This is a genomic window from Fulvimonas yonginensis (assembly GCF_037137055.1).
Taxonomy (GTDB): Bacteria; Pseudomonadota; Gammaproteobacteria; order Xanthomonadales; family Rhodanobacteraceae; genus Frateuria_A; species Frateuria_A yonginensis.
The window spans coordinates 84,574-100,941 of the sequence record NZ_JBBBNY010000009.1 but is presented as its reverse complement, the minus strand read 5'-3'; the positions used below and the strand labels follow the sequence as shown (position 1 = coordinate 100,941).

11 protein-coding genes and 1 riboswitch are annotated in these 16,368 nt (G+C 69.5%); of the genes, 4 read left to right on the top strand and 7 right to left on the bottom strand.

All coding sequences use genetic code 11. From position 1 onward, the window contains the following. Positions 1 to 74: 74 nt before the first annotated feature. The 3 genes from WAT24_RS12400 to metX are packed head-to-tail and all read right to left on the bottom strand — an operon-like array spanning position 75 to position 3,376. Positions 75 to 1,145 carry a homoserine dehydrogenase family protein gene (locus WAT24_RS12400; RefSeq protein ID WP_336808199.1) on the bottom strand — a complete coding sequence of 357 codons (1,071 nt, stop codon included), beginning with the start codon at positions 1,143 to 1,145 and terminating at the stop codon, positions 75 to 77. Then, entirely contained in the window at positions 1,142 to 2,344 is a 1,203-nt protein-coding gene (gene metB, locus WAT24_RS12395; protein WP_336808198.1) for a cystathionine gamma-synthase, read from the bottom strand. The genes WAT24_RS12400 and metB overlap by 4 nt, the downstream gene beginning before the upstream one ends. A gap of 24 nt (positions 2,345 to 2,368) precedes the next feature. Continuing rightward, complete coding sequence (gene metX / locus WAT24_RS12390) at positions 2,369 to 3,376, bottom strand: homoserine O-succinyltransferase MetX (RefSeq protein WP_336808197.1); 1,008 nt, start codon at positions 3,374 to 3,376, stop codon at positions 2,369 to 2,371. Between the two features lie 78 nt (positions 3,377 to 3,454). Then, positions 3,455 to 3,571: riboswitch (SAM riboswitch) on the bottom strand. 274 nt (positions 3,572 to 3,845) lie between these two features. On the opposite strand from metX, the gene WAT24_RS12385 reads away from it, so the two are divergent. Both WAT24_RS12385 and WAT24_RS12380 read left to right on the top strand, forming a co-directional pair. Further along, positions 3,846 to 4,571 carry a 2OG-Fe dioxygenase family protein gene (locus WAT24_RS12385; RefSeq protein ID WP_336808196.1) on the top strand — a complete coding sequence of 242 codons (726 nt, stop codon included), beginning with the start codon at positions 3,846 to 3,848 and terminating at the stop codon, positions 4,569 to 4,571. Further along, the gene (locus WAT24_RS12380) at positions 4,568 to 5,221 is read left to right on the top strand and encodes a M24 family metallopeptidase (protein ID WP_336808195.1); all 654 of its coding nucleotides are present in this window, start codon (positions 4,568 to 4,570) and stop codon (positions 5,219 to 5,221) included. The genes WAT24_RS12385 and WAT24_RS12380 overlap by 4 nt, the downstream gene beginning before the upstream one ends. Positions 5,222 to 5,283: 62 nt before the next feature. Here WAT24_RS12380 and WAT24_RS12375 read toward each other — a convergent pair whose 3' ends face one another. Further along, positions 5,284 to 5,721 (bottom strand): hypothetical protein, encoded by a 438-nt coding sequence (locus WAT24_RS12375; RefSeq protein ID WP_336808194.1) that lies wholly within the window; start codon positions 5,719 to 5,721, stop codon positions 5,284 to 5,286. Positions 5,722 to 5,891: 170 nt separating this feature from the next. On the opposite strand from WAT24_RS12375, the gene WAT24_RS12370 reads away from it, so the two are divergent. Both WAT24_RS12370 and WAT24_RS12365 read left to right on the top strand, forming a co-directional pair. Further along, positions 5,892 to 7,493: a peptide chain release factor 3 gene (locus WAT24_RS12370; protein ID WP_336808193.1), complete on the top strand. Its 1,602-nt coding sequence runs from the start codon at positions 5,892 to 5,894 to the stop codon at positions 7,491 to 7,493. Between the two features lie 209 nt (positions 7,494 to 7,702). Further along, positions 7,703 to 8,602: a CPBP family intramembrane glutamic endopeptidase gene (locus tag WAT24_RS12365; RefSeq protein ID WP_336808192.1), complete on the top strand. Its 900-nt coding sequence runs from the start codon at positions 7,703 to 7,705 to the stop codon at positions 8,600 to 8,602. A gap of 30 nt (positions 8,603 to 8,632) precedes the next feature. Here WAT24_RS12365 and WAT24_RS12360 read toward each other — a convergent pair whose 3' ends face one another. The 3 genes from WAT24_RS12360 to WAT24_RS12350 form a co-directional block, all read right to left on the bottom strand. Beyond that, positions 8,633 to 10,147: a tryptophan halogenase family protein gene (locus WAT24_RS12360; protein WP_336808191.1), complete on the bottom strand. Its 1,515-nt coding sequence runs from the start codon at positions 10,145 to 10,147 to the stop codon at positions 8,633 to 8,635. Positions 10,148 to 10,258: 111 nt separating this feature from the next. Next, on the bottom strand, positions 10,259 to 13,441 hold the full coding sequence (locus tag WAT24_RS12355) for a TonB-dependent receptor (RefSeq protein ID WP_425605300.1): 3,183 nt from the start codon (positions 13,439 to 13,441) through the stop codon (positions 10,259 to 10,261). A 442-nt stretch (positions 13,442 to 13,883) separates the two neighbouring features. Further along, the gene (locus WAT24_RS12350) at positions 13,884 to 16,367 is read right to left on the bottom strand and encodes an acyl-CoA dehydrogenase (RefSeq protein WP_336808190.1); all 2,484 of its coding nucleotides are present in this window, start codon (positions 16,365 to 16,367) and stop codon (positions 13,884 to 13,886) included. Position 16,368 lies beyond the last annotated feature (1 nt).

Genomic DNA, 16,368 nt, shown 5'->3' with positions numbered 1-16,368 from the left:
CCAGCGGGTTTTCTTCCGCCGATCGCGGGTGCCCCGTTCGCCACGGGTGCGGCAAGTCGAGAGAGCCTCCTCGCTCAGGCGAGCGCCAGCACGTCCCCGAGCAGTGCCTGCGCCGTGATCTCCGGCCCTGCGCCGGGCCCCTGGATCACCAATGGCTGGGTGTTGTAGCGGGTGGTGGTGAGTGCGAACTGGTTGTCGGTGCCGTAGAGGCGCGCCGCCGGATGCGTGGCCGGCACCTCCGCCAGCCCGACGCGGGCGCGGCCGCGCTGGTTCAGGCGGGCGAGGAAGCGCAGCACGTGGCCGCGCGCGCTGGCCTGCGCGTGGCGCTCGGCCAGCGGCGCGTCGAGTTCGTGCAGCCGTTCGAGAAAGGTAGCGGCGTCCACCGTGCGCAGCGCGGGCGGTACCAGGCTTTCCACCTCCACCTCGTCGCTGCCCAGCGCGAAGCCGGCATGACGGGCCAGGATCAGCAGCTTGCGCGCGACATCCTCGCCGGACAGGTCCGAGCGCGGGTCGGGCTCGGTGTAGCCGAGCGCACGCGCCTCGGCGAGCAGTGCGGAGAACGGGCGGCTGCCGTCGTAGCGGTTGAACAGGTAGGAGAGCGAGCCGGAGAACACGCCTTCCAGCGTGAGCAGGCTGTCGCCGCAGCCGCGCAGGCGGCGCAAGGTGGAGAGCACCGGCAGGCCGGCGCCCACGGTGGCGGCGTCGCCGTAGCGGGCGTTGCCCTCCGCCAGCGCCGCCTGCAGCCGGCACCAGCCGGCCAGCTCGCCACCGGCCGACGCCTTGTTCGCGGTCACCACGTGGTAGCCGCGCGCCAGCCAGTCGGCGTGGCGCGCCGCCAACGCGGCGCTGGCGCTGGCATCGACGACCACGCGGACCGGCGCGCTGCTGGCATCGAGCGCGGCGAGCAACGCCTCATCGTCGCGCGGCGCGCCTTCGCGCCGCAGCTGCTCGCGCAGGTCGCGCCGCGCGAGGCGCGCCGGATCGGTCTGCTGGCGGCGCGAGTTGGCCGCGCCCACCAGCCGCAGCGGCGCCGCCGCCGGCGTGTCGAGAAGCTTCAGCAGTGCCCCGCCCACCACGCCGGTGCCGAACAGCACCACGGCGATGGCCGCTGCGGCCTCCCGACGCTCGGCCAGCACCGCGTTCATGCGCTCACCCGGCGTTTGGACGGCTGCGCGGCGGCCGCGCGCGCCAGCCCCTGCTCCAGGTCGAGCAACAGGTCGTCGCCGTCCTCGATGCCGACCGACAGGCGCAGCAGGGTGTCGGCAATGCCGGCGTTGCGGCGTGCCTCGGGCGCCATCGCCGCATGGGTCATCGACGCCGGATGCGCCACCAGGCTTTCCACGCAGCCGAGCGACTCGGCCAGCGAGAAGAAGCGCAGGCCGTCGACGAACGCCGCCACGTTGGCCCGGTCGCCCTCCAGCTCGAAGCTCAGCATGGCACCGAAACCCTGCTGCTGGCGCGCCGCCAGCGCGTGGCCCGGATGCCCGGGCAGGCCCGGGTAGTACACCGCGCGCACCGCCGGGTGCAGCGCCAGGTGCTCGGCGATGCGCAGGGCGTTCTCCTGGTGCTGGCGCAGGCGCACCGCGAGGGTACGCAGGCCGCGCAGGGTGAGGAAGCTGTCGAACGGCGCGCCGGTGAGACCCAGGCAGTTGCCCCACCACCTCAGCTGATCGGCCAGCGCCGCGTCGCGCGCCACCACGGCGCCGCCGACCACGTCGCTGTGCCCGTTGATGTACTTGGTGGTCGAGTGCACCACTACGTCGGCGCCCAGCGCCAGCGGCTGCTGCAGCGCCGGCGACAGGAAGGTGTTGTCCACCACCAGCAGCGCGCCGACGGCGTGTGCGGCCTGGGCCACGTGACGGATGTCGGTGATGCGGAGCAGCGGGTTGGACGGCGTCTCCACCCACACCAGCGCCGGCTTGCGCGCCAGTCCCTCGGCCAGCGCCGCGCGGTCGGTGAGGTCGGCGAAGGCGAGGTCGAAGCGGCCCTTCCTCGCCCAGGCGTCGAGCAGCCGCCAGGTGCCGCCGTAGCAATCGTGCGCGGCCAGCACCCGGCCGCCGGGCGGGACCAGTTCCAGCGCCAGCGCCACCGCCGCCATGCCGCTGGCGGTCACCACCGCGCCGGCGCCGAGCTCCAGTTCGGCCAGCGCGGTGCCCAGCAGGTCGCGCGTGGGATTGCCGCTGCGCGAATAGTCGTAGGGCCGCTTGCCGCCCACGCCGTCGAAACCCAGCCCGTCGAAGCTGTAGTTGGTGGACAGGTGCAGCGGTGGCACCACGGCGCCGTGCTGGGTATCCGATTCGATGCCGGCGCGCACGGCGCGGGTACAGGGAGCCGGTTCGCTCATGTTCGTTTTGCTCCGGAGGGTGGATCAGGCCAGCGCGGCGCGCAGCAGCGGCGCGAGCTGGTGGGTTTCCTTGAGGAAGCCGTCGTGGCCGTAGGGCGACTCGAGCACGTCCAGCGTGGTCGGCCCGGGCAGGCGCCGCTGCAGTTCGCACAGGTCGGCCAGCGGCACCAGCAGGTCGGACGCGAAGCCGACCAGCGTGGCCGGCGTGGGAATGCGCTCGGGCGCCACGTCGTGCAAGTCGATGGATTCGGACAGGGCGAGGAAGCGCGCCGCGTCGAAGCGCTCGACGAAGCGCCGCCCCTGGTGCTCCAGGTAGTCCTCCACGGGCAGGCGGAAGCGGCCGTCGCGGAACTCCGGGGCGCCGGCGAAGCGACGGACGAACTCCTCGCGGCCGCGGTAGGTGGTCACCGCCAGCTGGCGCGCCAGGCCGAGGGCCTCCTCGACCCGCCCGCTGGCCAGGCCCAGCCGCACGATGCCGCGCTGCACGCTGCGCTGCGCCGAGGCCAGCGGGTGCGGCCGGTGCGCACCGGCCAGCGCGACCAGGCGGCCCAGGGCGTGCGGATGGCGCGCGGCGAAGGCCAGCGCCACCATCGCGCCGTAGGACGCCCCGACGAACGCGTGCGCGCGACGGATGCCCAGCGCCTCCAGCAGCGCAGCCAGCGCATCGGCCTGGTCTTCGCTGGACACCGCGTCGACGCCCAGGTCGGCCGGCGCCAGCCAGTCGATGCAGAGCACGCGCCAGCGGTCCAGATCGATCGCCCCGCCCGGCCCCACCAGCGGCTGCCACCAGCCGGGCCGGCCGGCGTCGAGCGCGGTCACGTCGCGGTCTGCCGAAATGCCGCCCTGCACGATGATCGTCGGCGCCCCGGCCGTGCCGCACCACAGGTAGCGCACGTCGACGGCCCGCGCGCCACGGCCGTACTTGGGCGAAAGGCCGAGCTGCCGCGTGCTGCGCTGGGAGGCCAGGTCCACCGGACGGGCCCCCGCGCGTGGGGGAGGAACGGGGTGCGACGGCAATGGCAGGGCAGTCATGCGGTTCTCCGTGGCATCGCCCGCGGTGAACCGGAAAGGTCGCCACCCCCCGCCGACGTAGCCGTCGGCGACGAATCACGCCCATCTCTCGGTGGCGACAAGCGCGCCCCGCAGGAATTGGCACCGTTGCGGGAACGCTTCCCGCAGGTTGCCCCGGCATCAAAGGGCCTATCCCTCCGCCGGTCTCGATGAGTGGCGTCGATTCTGGGACCTGCGCTACCCGCATGTCAATAGACGTCTAGACGTCTGGATGTCCTTATCGAACGTTCCGGCAAGACCGTTCCTTCCCGCAGGAGGGGCTGGGGCAAGGGGTCACTCTTGCGAAAGACCAGCCAGAGGGCGGGAAGCGAAGAGCCACACACACACGATGGACGTCCCCGCGAGCGCCGTCTCTCACCCAATCCCTTCCCGGCGGGGAGGAGCTCGCGATCGGGCGTATGCTGATATCCCCTCCCGGCCCGCCCCGAAGATGACCTCCACACTGCCCGCGCTGCAGGACCGGCTCCTCCAGGATGGCTTCGCCTTCGTCCCCGCCGACGCCATGCGGGAGCAGCTCGACGCTGCCTCCCTGCCCGACTGGCCCGCCTTCACCGCCAGCTGGAACGAGCTGGCCCCGGATACCTACCTCGCCTCGGTCGGCCGCCACCGGCGCCGCCGCCATGCGGTGTTCTCGGCCGACGCGCGGGGCGTCCACCGCGAGCCGCACCAGCCGCACTACCAGAGCAAGACCTACAACCCGCTGCAGGGCGACATCGAGCGCTGGTTCGAACCGGTGACGGCCGACGGGGCCAGTTTGCGGCGCATCCTGGACTTCTGCCACCGCTGCTTCGGCGGGCTGGCGCCGCAGGTCGCGCACTGGCAGGTGGAGGTGCACCAGTTCCGCATCGAGGCCCGCGCCAACGAAGCGGGCGAGCCGACCCCCGAAGGAGTCCACCGCGACGGCGTGGACTACGTGCTGGTACTGCTGGTCGACCGCAGCAACATCGAAAGCGGCACGACCACGATCCACGCGGCCGATGGACGCCTGCTCGGCAGCTTCACGCTGACCCACCCGTTCGACGCGGCGCTGGTCGACGACGCGCGCGTGTTCCATGGCGTCACCGCCGTGACACCCGTCGATCCCTCGCAGCCGGCCCATCGCGACGTGCTGGTGGTGACCTTCCGCGATGCCCTGCGCGCACGAGGTGGCGCGTGAACCGCGAGGCGGTCGGCCGGCGCTTCGACGCGGCGTCGATGCTCCGCGCCCGCGAGCGCAGCTGGGCGGTACTGCATGAGATCCGGGCACGGATGCGGCCGGGCATCGGCGAGGACGAGGCCCAGGCCATGGCGGCGGGGGTGTTCGCGCAGCGTGGCGTCGAGCGCCTGTGGCATCCGCCCATCGTCCGCATCGGCTCCAATACCACCAGGACCTACCGGCAGCGCTCCGACCCCGGCGTGCGGCTGAGCGAGGACGACATCTACTTCATCGACCTCGGCCTGGTATTCGACGGGCACGAAGGCGACGTAGGCGAGACCTTCGCCACGGGCGAATCGCGCCCGCACCTGGCCTGCGCGCAGGCTGCCCGCACGCTGTTCGACGAGGTCGCCCGGGCCTGGCGCAATGAAGGCCTGAGCGGTCGGGCGCTGTACGAGTTCGCCACAGTGCAGGCGCAGGCGATGGGCTGGCGTTTCAACCACGCGATCAAGGGCCACCGCCTCGGCGACTATCCGCACTCGGTGCACAAAGGCGGGGACCTGGGCTCGCTGGAGGGCACACCCTCGCCGGGACTGTGGGTGCTGGAGATCCAGATCGCGCACCCCACCGAGCCGTTCGGGGCGTTCTACGAAGACCTGCTGGTCGGGTGACCTTCCACGCCGAGAGGCCCCCACAGGCGGCGGGGCCTCCCCGATGGCGCGCTGCGCCCGCGCTATTTCAGGATCAACTCGCGGATCAGCTGGCTGCCCAGCAGCTCGCGCATCGATTCGCGGTCGATCGCAGCCTTGTCCTGCGCTTCCAGCGAACCGGCCACCTTGGCGCGGATCGCGTCCGCCTCGTCGGTGCGATCGAGCGCGGCCATGTTCGGGTAATTGACCGTCAGGATCAGGTCCGGGTCCTGCGGGGTCCTGGCTTGCGCCTCGTAGACCGACCAGCCGGTGATCAGGCCTGCCTTCATGCTGGCCTCCATCACCGCCTTGTACGGCCCGTCGAGGTATTTCATGTAGTTGTTGAACTGGCCCGGCTTGATCTTGATGAAACTTACCTGCCGGACGGCACCCTCCCTGTAGGGCTTGGCCTCCTGGGCGAAAGTCGCACCCATCACCGCGGACAGCATCAACGACGCGAACAGCATGGCGACACGTTTCATGGCCCACCTCCTTCGACAGGGCGCGCACGCGTATGCGGCGCGCGCGCGACGCTACGCCCGCCTCCTGTTGCGCACGTGTGAACAGCGCGTGGCGGGCGCAGCCGGCCCGGCAGGTGGGCGCCCCCGATCCGGCTACAATGTACGGTTCGAATCCCGCCGCAACCGCCCGCATGTCCCCGCACGCCCAAGAAACCCGCCGCCGCCGCACCTTCGCCATCATCAGCCACCCGGACGCGGGCAAGACCACGCTGACCGAGAAGCTGTTGCTGTTCGGCGGCGCTATCCAGATGGCCGGATCGGTCAAGGGCCGCAAGGCCGCGCGCCACGCGACCTCCGACTGGATGGCGCTGGAGAAGGAGCGCGGCATCTCGGTCACCTCCTCGGTGATGCAGTTCCCCTACGAGGGCAAGATCGTCAACCTGCTCGACACCCCGGGCCACGCGGACTTCTCCGAGGACACCTACCGCGTGCTGACCGCGGTGGACTCGGCGCTGATGGTGATCGACTGCGCCAAGGGCGTGGAGGAGCGCACCATCAAGCTGATGGAGGTGTGTCGCCTGCGCGACACGCCGATCATGACCTTCATCAACAAGCTCGACCGCGAGGGCCGTTCGCCGATCGAGCTGCTGGACGAGGTCGAGTCGGTGCTGGGCATCGCCTGCACACCGGTGACCTGGCCGATCGGCATGGGCAAGCGGCTGAAGGGTGTCTACCACCTGCTGCTGGACGAGGTGCACGTCTACGAGCCAGGCAGGAACTTCACGCGACAGGACTCGACCATCTTCAAGGGCCTGGACGCACCGGGGCTGGAAGCGGCGGTCGGCGCGGACATGCTGGCCGAGCTGCGCGACGAGCTGGAGCTGGTACAGGGCGCCTCCAACCCGTTCGTGCTGGAGGACTACCTGGCCGGCAAGCTGACCCCGGTGTTCTTCGGCTCGGCGGTGAACAACTTCGGCGTGCAGCTGCTGCTGGATTTCTTCGTGGAGCACGCCCCCTCGCCGCGCCCGCGTGCCACGCTCGGCCGCCAGGTCGACCCCGCCGAGGACAAGCTGACCGGCTTCGTCTTCAAGATCCAGGCGAACATGGACCCGGCGCACCGCGACCGCGTGGCCTTCATGCGCGTGTGCTCGGGCACCTACACCGCCGGCATGAAGATGATCCAGACGCGCACCGGCAAGGAGGTGCGTATCGCCAACGCGCTGACCTTCATGGCGTCCGACCGCGAGATCGTCGAGAGCGCCTACCCCGGCGACGTGATCGGCCTGCACAACCACGGCACCATTTCGATCGGCGACACTTTCACCGAGGGCGAGCCGATCAGCTTCACCGGCATCCCCAACTTCGCGCCGGAACTGTTCCGCCGCGCGCGCCTGCGCGACCCGCTGAAGATGAAGGCGCTGCAGAAGGGCCTGGCGCAGCTGTCGGAGGAGGGTGCCACGCAGTTCTTCCGCCCGCTGATGAGCAACGACCTGATCCTGGGCGCAGTCGGCGTGCTGCAGTTCGACGTGGTGGCCTACCGGTTGAAGGACGAGTACGGCGTGGATGCGTCGTTCGACCCCGTCGGTGTGGTCACCGCGCGCTGGGTGCATTGCGACGACGCGAAGAAGCTGGAGGAGTTCCGCGAGAAGAACGCGATGAACCTCGCCGTCGACGCCGCCGGCGAACTGGTTTACCTCGCGCCCTCGCGGGTCAACCTGCAGCTGGCGCAGGAACGCTGGCCGCAGGTCCGCTTCTCGGCCACGCGCGAGCACGCCGCCTCGGTCGAGGTCTGATCCCGCCCCCTCGGATTGCCGGGAGCGGGCTTGCTCGCGATGCCTTTCGCACCGGGCCACGCCAGCGAAGAGCATCGCCCGCAGGCTCGCTCCGTCCTGCCGCGCCGGCGCATCGCGCAGGCCCGCCCCGCCCGCCGGCGTGACCTCCTCCACTGGGCACCCGTCAGCCGCACTGCTAGCGTGCCCCTGCCATCCACAGGGGACATCGCATGCACGGCTACCGTCTCGCCTTCGCCACCCCCGCCTCGGCGCCGCCCTGGCAACGCTGGCTGGTGTTCTCGCCGCTGGCGCGGCTGCTTTTCTTCACCGCCTTGCTGGTGGGTGGGGGTGTGCTGTTCGGCCTGCTCCCGCACGCGACGGCGTCGACCGGTCCGCTGGCCCACCCCTTGCGCGAGCTGGCCTTCCGTGGGTTGGTTCCGCTGCTCGCCTACCTGGTGCTGGTCAAGCTGATCGAGCGCCGGCCGGTGCGCGAGCTGTCGATCGGCCGGCTTCTGCCGGACGGCGCGCTGGGACTGGCGACAGGCGCCTTGCTGTTCAGTGCCGTGGTGGGAGCGCTGTGGCTGCTGGGCAGCTACCACATGGTCGGCGTCGACCCGGATGCGCACTGGCTCGCCGCCGCCCTGACGGTCGGTCTGGGCGCCGGCGTCGGCGAGGAGATCATCGCTCGCGGCGTACTCTATCGCCTGGTCGAGGAAGGGCTCGGCAGCTGGGCCGCCCTGGTGGTATCGGCGCTGTTCTTCGGTGCCGCACACCTGAGCAACCCGGGGGCCACCGTGTGGGCCGGCCTGGCGATCGCCATCGAGGCGGGCCTCCTGCTCGGGCTCCTCTACCTGGTGACCCGCTCGCTGTGGGTCTGCATGGGCCTGCACGCGGCCTGGAACTTCATGCAGGGCACGGTCTACGGGATCCCGGTCTCGGGCACCAGGGCCGATGGCTGGCTGGTTTCCACCCGCACCGGACCGGACTGGCTGAGCGGCGGCGTGTTCGGCGCCGAGGCCTCGGTTGTGGCCCTGCTGCTGTGCTCGCTGGTGTCGGCGGCATTGCTGGCGGTGGCGCTGCGCCGCCACCGTCTGGTACCGCCGTTCTGGCGGCGCACGCGGGACGCGTGACGCGCGTGGCCGGCCAGGACCCGCCCGGGCCTACGCTTGCGCCTTGCAGTTGGCCTCGATGTAGGCCTGGTGCGACGGCATTGCCTCGACGCCCGCGGCGATCGTGCGGCGCACGCGTTCGACGAAGGCGAGCAGGTCCGCCTCCGGCACCTCGTCGACGATCGGATGGTAGCCCCGCGGCACGATGCGCTGGCCGAGCATCACCTGGACCCAGCTCGGCAGTGCGAAGAAATCGTCGCCGTAGCGGAAATAGCGGCCGTCGGCGCGAAATAGCTCGAGGGTCTCGCGCACGGGTTCGGGGATGGCCATGGCCCGGCAGTGGTTCCAGAACGGCGTATCGTCGCGCTCGGTCGCGTGATAGTGCAGCACCAGGAAATCGCGCACCCGCTCGTGCTCGAAGGCGGACTCGCGGTTGAAGCGCTCGGCCAGCAGCGGATCGAAGTCGCGCGCAGGGAACAGGCCGAGCAGGCGCTGGATGCCCGACTGGGCCAGGTAGATGGCGGTCGATTCCAGCGGTTCCATGAAGCCGCCGGCGAGACCCACCGCCACGACGTTCCTGTCCCAGAATTTCCTGCGCCTGCCGGGCGTGAAGCGCAGCGGGCGCGGCTCGCCCAGCGCCTTGCCGTCGAGGTTCCCGAGCAGGGTCGCGGCGGCCTCGTCGTCGCCGACGTGGCGGCTGGAATACACGTAGCCGTTGCCGGTGCGGTGTTGCAGCGGGATGCGCCACTGCCAGCCCGCCGCGCGCGCGGTCACGCGCGTGTACGGCGTCAGCGGTCCGGCGCTCTCGCAGGCCACGACCATCGCGCGGTCGCAGGGCAGCCATCGGCTCCAGTCCTCGTAGCCGGCCTTCAGGGTCTTTTCGATCAGCAGACCACGGAAGCCCGAGCAGTCGACGAACAGCTCGCCCTCGATGCGTTGGCCGCTCTCGAGCACCACCGCCTCGATGAAGCCGTCGTCTCCGCGCTGGACGACGTCGACGATCCTGCCCTCGATGCGTTTCGCGCCCCTGCGTTCGGCCAGCTCGCGCAGGTAGCGCGCATACAGACCGGCGTCGAACTGGTAGCCGTAGGCGATGTCCGCCAGCGGCGAACCGGGTGGCGCATCGGCCGCGCCGGCCATGAACCGGTTGAGGGGCGCCGCGGCGGTCGGCAGCGAAAAGGCGCCGATGTCCGGCGCGCGCCCGGCGAGAAACAGCTTCAGCCAGTACTGGTGGAACGGCAGCGGCCCCAGCGATCGGCCGATCGCGCCGAAACCGTGGACGTAGCTGTCGCCGATGCGGGCCCAGTCGTTGAACTGGATGCCGAGCTTGAAGGTGCCCTGCGTCCGCGCGACGAAATCGGCTTCCGGGATGCCGAGCACCTGGGAGTTGAAGGTTTTCATGTACGGGACGGTGGACTCGCCCACACCGACGGTGCCGATCTCCTCCGATTCGACCAGGCGGACGGTGGCGCCCTTGCCCAGATAGGTGACCAACGCCGCCGCGGCCATCCAGCCAGCGCTGCCGCCGCCCACCACGACGATGTTGCGGACCCGGTTGTCGTTCATCGCTGCTGCGCCCGGCGTGAGATGCACAAAAGAAAACGGCAGCGCCAGGGGAGTGCAGACGCTGCCGTGGGAAGGTTACCCGTGCCTTGCGGCACGGGAGCAAGGGCCTCCCTAGAACTTGTACGTCAGGCCCATGTACACGACGCGGCCGGCGTAGTTGTTGGAGTAGAAGCGCGCCCGGGTGTCGTTGCCCAGGTGCGAGCGCGACTCCTCCTTGGTCAGGTTCAGCACCGAAGCGGTGACGCTGAACGCCTTGGTGATGTTGTACGCCGCGTTGAGATCGATCTGCTGGTAGGGCTCCTCGTAGACGTTCAGGCCGTTGACCAGGCCGTCCACCACTTCGCCGCGCCGGTTGTACGAGGCTCGCGCCAGGAACCGCTCGGTTTCGTAGAACACGGTGAAGTTGGCCTGGTTCTTCGCGCTGCCGACCAGCGGCGACTTGCCGATCTGGGTGCCGTCCTCGAGCGTGATGGCCGCCTCGTTGGTCTTGTTGTAGGTGTAGTTGACCTGGAAGCCGAGGCCGAAATCCAGCGTGTGCTGCGCGTACAGTTCGACGCCCTTGGAAACCGCGTCGCGACCGCCGGCGCTGGTGGAGTAGTTCTGCACGGTGACGGTCTGGCCGCCGACGTCCATGGAGACGTCCTGCACCACCGGCACCGAGAAGTTGCTGACGTTCTTGCGGAACACGTCGACGCCGAGCACCGAGCCCGCATGGAAGTACCACTCCAGGCCGACGTCGTACTGGGTGGCCTTGTACGGGTCGAGCTTCTTGTTGCTGCCGGCGCCGTACCAGCCCACCTCGTCGCCGCCGCCGATCAGGCGCCGGTCGTTGACGTATTCCTGGCTGTAGTACTGCAGGCCGCCGGGGTAGGCGATATCACCGTAGCTCGGGCGCGAGATCACCTTGGAGGCGGCACCGCGCAGCACCAGGTCGTCGGTCAGGTCGTAGGCGATGTTGAAGCTCGGCAGGACGTCGGTGTAGGTGCGATCCAGCGAACTGACCACGAACGAGGAGATATGCCCGCTGGCCGGGTTGGTCTGGCTGTCCGGCAGCGTGGTGAAGCCGCTGACGCAGCCGGAGCCGGCGGGCGCGCCGGCCGCCGGCAGGCCGCCGGGCTGGCAGGGCGCCGGGTTGCCGTCGGGGCCGTCGAAGAAGTAGTCGTTGTAGTAATCGACCTGGTCCGTCGAGTCGGCATGCTGCCGGGTACGCGCCACGCGCACGCCGATGTTGCCGCGCAGGCGTTCGGTCTTGAAGTTGGCCTGCAGGTAGCCCGAGTAGATCTTCTCGCCGACGTTGTAGACGAAGTTGTCCTCGTTGCGGGTCTGCATCTCTCCGTAGGTCTGGTTCAGGTAGGCGACGTAGGCCGGATAGTTGATCGCCGGGAAAGAGCTCGCGCGGATGCCGCCGGCGAGGTCGCCGAGCGATTGCGGGTACAGGAGCTGCGGCTGGAACACCGACGCGCCGGGATCGCAGCCGTTCTGGAAGCGGTTGTCGTAGTCGGAGGGATCGGTGCCCTGGCAGACCCAGTAGTTGTTGCCAGTGCTGCGGTGGGTGCCGCCATTGCGGTATTTCACGCCCCACTGCAGCGAGTCCAGCCAGTCGCCGTAGGCGTGCCAGGTGAAATCGGCCTGCGCGTACTTCTGCCTGGTTTCGTTGCGCGTCCACGACGAGCTGGTCGAACCGAGGTCGACTTCGCCGATGCCGTTGCGCAGGTTCTGCATCAGCTCCGGCGAGAAGGTCATCGTCGGCGTGCCGACCAGACTCCAGGCGCTCATGGTGTTGCCCAGGTCGTAATCGCCCGTCGCGTTCTGGCGGCGTGGCTTGATCGGCACCGCGATCTGCAGCTCCGGCCCGCCCTGGGCCCAGGTGCGGCCGGCCTTGACGCTGGCCTCGAACGACTCGCCGGACCATTCGGCGCCCAGGTCCGCCGTCTGCGACAGCGCTTTCTCGCGGTTGTAGCTGCCGGTGATCTGCGGGGTAGGAATGCTGCAGTCGTCCGGGCCGAAGCCGCCGGTGTTCGTCAGGCCGCCCGCGGCCGCCTCGTCGCTGTTGCAGTAGTAGGTCTTGCCCGGGTGCACCGAGTAGCTGGCACCGGTGACGATGGTGCCGCTGGGGTCGAAGGTCAGTCCGTCCAGCATGCGGCCGCCGGGCCAGTTGCCGTCCCCCGCATAGCGGGCCAGATTCCATTCGGGAATCTTCAACGTATTGGTCTGGGAGTTCTGCGACAGGTCGAAACGGAAGTAGTTGGCAGTGAGGGTCAGGTTGTCGACCGGTCTGAATTGCAGGGTCACCTGGCCGCCCTTGCGCTCGCGGTCCTCGTTCTTGACGTTGAGGTTGACCGAGGTCGGCATCATGAAGTTGCAGTAGTAGCCGCAACCGGTGGGCCAACCATCCTGGAAGGTGCCGGTGTAGGGGTGGTTCTGGTCGTTGAAGCCCGACTGACCCCACCAGTAGCCGGTCATGCCCGAGGGCCTGCCATTGACGTCGGTCGCCGGATGGGCGTCGTAGTCGTCGCCGTACCACTGCCAGTTCTCGGTGCTGGCGCCCATGGTGCGCGTCGTGCGCTTCTGGCTGGTGTAGCCGACCAGGAAGCCGAAGCGCTCGTTCTTGTCGTGCCAGGCATACAAGCCGGAGAACTGCCCGTCGGTCTTCTTGGTCGTGTCGGCCCAGGTGCCCTCGGCGGACACGAAGCCGGTGTTCGCTTCCATGTCCAGCGGCCGGCGCGTGTGCAGGATCACCGTGCCGCCGATGCCGCCTTCGTCGATACGCGCTTCCGGCGTCTTGAACAGCTCGGCGCTGGAGAGCATGTTCGACGGCAGCAGCGTGTAGTTGAACGAACGGGTCGGATCGCCGTTGGATTCGGCGGTGGCGATGTAGTTGCCGTTCAATTCGGTCAGGGTCAGTTCCGAGGACAGCCCGCGCACGCTGACGTTCTTACCCTCGCCGCCGTCGCGGGAGATGATCACGCCCGGCACGCGCTGCAGCGCGTCGGCCACGTTCTTGTCGGGGAACTTGCTGACGTCTTCCGCGGTGACGACCTCGACGATCGCATTGGCGTCGCGCTTCTGATCCAGGCTTTTCTCGATCGAGTAGCGATAGCCGGTGACCGTGACCTTCTCGAGCGAGGTGGGCTGGGCCTGCGACGCCTTGCTCCTGTCCTGCTGCGCCTTGCCCTGCTGCGCCTTGTCGCCCTGCGTTTGGCTCGCGGCGTCCTGCGCCTGCACGCCGCCGCAGTACAACGCCGCCAGCACGGCCGCCGCCAGCAGCCTGACGGGCACGGATTGACTCTTCATGGCATTCCTCCCCTCATTGGATCGATACAAAACCGGAACAAACAGACCCCCGCCCAACTTGTCCGACAAACAGCCTGGTATCGGCACACGGATTTAGATCGATCCAATGTGCGTGCACAAAACACTATCGAATTCGCTTGCCGATGTAATGCTGCACGACAGCACGCACCCGCCGTCGAAGCTCGCCCGAGTCACACGGCTGCACCCGGCACGCCGGCGGGTGCGACACCGGGATCCGTGGTTGCTCCGGGCGGGATAGGCCGCAGCTGCAGGCCATGCGCAAGCCTGCGTGAGAGCGGGCCAGACACCCTGGCGCCGCAGCGGCGAGATGCAGGTTCCCCGGCAGGCTGTCGGCCGCTCCGCGTACCGGCAACGGCCCGCGGCCGGAAGCGCCTCGCCATCAGGGCCGTGCCCGATGGCGAGGTCCAGGGCCGGTTGTGCCTCAGGCGATGCGCTTGTGCCGTTCGTCGGCCTCGTGCCGGCGATCCGCACGCGTCACCTTGGCGCCGAGCTCGGCCGGATCGAAATCGTCCACCGAGATGAACTCGAAGGTGCCTTCGCGCACGCGCCTGAGCTGCGCCGCTTCGGCCTCGGTGAGCACGCCGGCGCGGACCGCTTCGGCGAGCTGGCCTTCGTAGTCGTGCGCCTGCAGCTGTCCGGCCTTGAGCGCCTTGCCGAACTTGCGCTCGACCGGCTCGGCCGCGATCACCTGCGGCAGCAGCGCGTTCATGCGGCCGATGGTGTTGTTCGGCGTGGGCGTGAGGTAGGCCCATTCGGTCAGCCGGTCGCGTGCCTCGCCAGGCGCAGTGATGAGGGCGGCCACGCGCCGGCCCAGGCGATCCGACGGCGGCACGTCGCGGCGACCGAGCGGGAAGACCAGCGCCCGCAGCAGCCAGCCGACCGGCCGCACCGGGAAGTTGCGGATCGCGCCGTCCAGCGCCATCTGCGTGCGCCACATGCATTCGTGGAAGGCCCAGGCGAGCAACGGACGGTCGGCCTCCGGACGGCCGGTGTCCTCGTAGCGCTTGAGCATGCTGCTGGCGATGTACAGGTACGAGAGTACGTCGCCCAGCCGCGCCGAGAGTTTCTCCTTGAACTTCAGCTTGCCGCCCAGCACGCCCATGAACACGTCGGCACACAGTGCCAGCGCAGCCGAATAGCGGTCGAGCTTGCGGTAGAAGCGCCGCGTGTAGGCATCGCCCGCGCTCTGGCCGATGGCGGCGCCGGTCAGACCCAGCACGAAGCTGCGCACCGCGTTGGAGATGCCGAAGCCGATGTGGCCGAACAGCAACCGGTCGAAGGTGCGCAGCTTCTCGCCGTAGTCGGCGATGGAGAGCGCCTGCATCTCCTTCAGCACGTACGGATGGCAGCGGATCGCGCCCTGGCCGAAGATCATCAGGCTGCGCGTCATGACGTTCGCGCCTTCCACCGTGATCGCGATCGGCACGCTCTCCCAGCCGCGACCGGCGTAGTTCTTCGGCCCCAGCTGCACCGCCTTGCCGCCGTGGATGTCCATGGTGTCGCTGGCCACCTGGCGCGCCCATTCGGTGGCGTGGTACTTGGCAATGGCCGAGGGCACCGCCGGCTTCTCGCCACGGTCGACGGCGGCGGCGGTGGCGCGCGACAGCGCCGTGGTGGCGTAGGTCAGCCCGCCGATACGGGCGAGCGCCTCCTCCACGCCTTCGAAGCGCGCGATCGCCAACCCGAACTGCTTGCGCATGCGCGCGTAGGCGCCGCTCGCCGCCACCGAAGCGCGCATGCCGCCGGTGGCGTTGGAGGGCAACGAGATGGCGCGTCCCACGGACAGGCACTCGACCAGCATGCGCCAGCCGTGACCGGCCATCTTCGGACCGCCGATCAGCGTGGTCAGCGGTGCAAACACGTCCTTGCCGTGGATCGGACCGTTCTGGAACGGGATGTTGAGCGGGAAATGGCGGCGGCCGATCTCGAGGCCCGGCGTCGAGCGCGGCAACAGCGCGAGGGTGATGCCCAGGTCCTCGGTCTCGCCCAGCAAATGCTCGGGGTCGTACAGGCGGAAGGCCAGGCCGATCACCGTGGCGATCGGCGCCAGCGTGATGTAGCGCTTGTCGAAGGTGAGCCGCACGCCCAGCGTCTCGACCCCGTCCACCACCTGCTTGCACACGATGCCGTAGTCGGGGATCGAGGTGGCGTCGGAGCCTGCGTAGGGCCCGGTCAGCGCGAAGCAGGGAATCTCCTCGCCCACCGCCAGGCGCGGCAGGTAGTGGTTCTTCTGCTCCTCGGTGCCGTAGTGCAGCAGCAGCTCCGCCGGGCCCAGCGAATTGGGCACCGCTACCGTCGAGGCCACGGTGGCGGACATCGAGTTGAGTTTCTGCAGCACCGCCGAATGGGCCAGCGCCGAGAACTGCAGGCCGCCGTACTGCTTCGGGATGATCATGCCGAAGAAGCGGTTCTTCTTGATGAACTCCCACACCTCCGGCGGCAGGTCGCCCAGCTCGTGGGTGATCTGCCAGTCGTCGATCATGGCGCACAGCTGCTCGACCGGACCTTCGAGGAAGGCCTGCTCCTCGGTGCTGAGCTCGGGTCTGGGCTGCTTCAGCAGCAGCTTCCAGTCGGGCTTGCCGGAGAACAGCTCGCCCTCGAAACCGACTGTGCCGGCTTCCAGCGCGGTCTGCTCGGTCGCCGAGAGCGTGGGCGTGGCGCGGGCGAACAGCTTCAGCAACGGTGCGCTGATCTTGCGCCGGCGAAAAGCGGGCATGAGCAGCGGCACGGCGATCAGCAGCTCGAGGACGAGCAGCACGACCATGGTCACCCACGCGCCGGCGAGCACGCCGACCACCAGCGTGGCCGCCACCGTGGCGATCGCCCAGGCGCGCAGGCTGGTGCGGTGGTAGGCACAGGCGCCGGTCGCGACGAGCGCCGCCAGCAAGGTCAGGAACGCGGACATG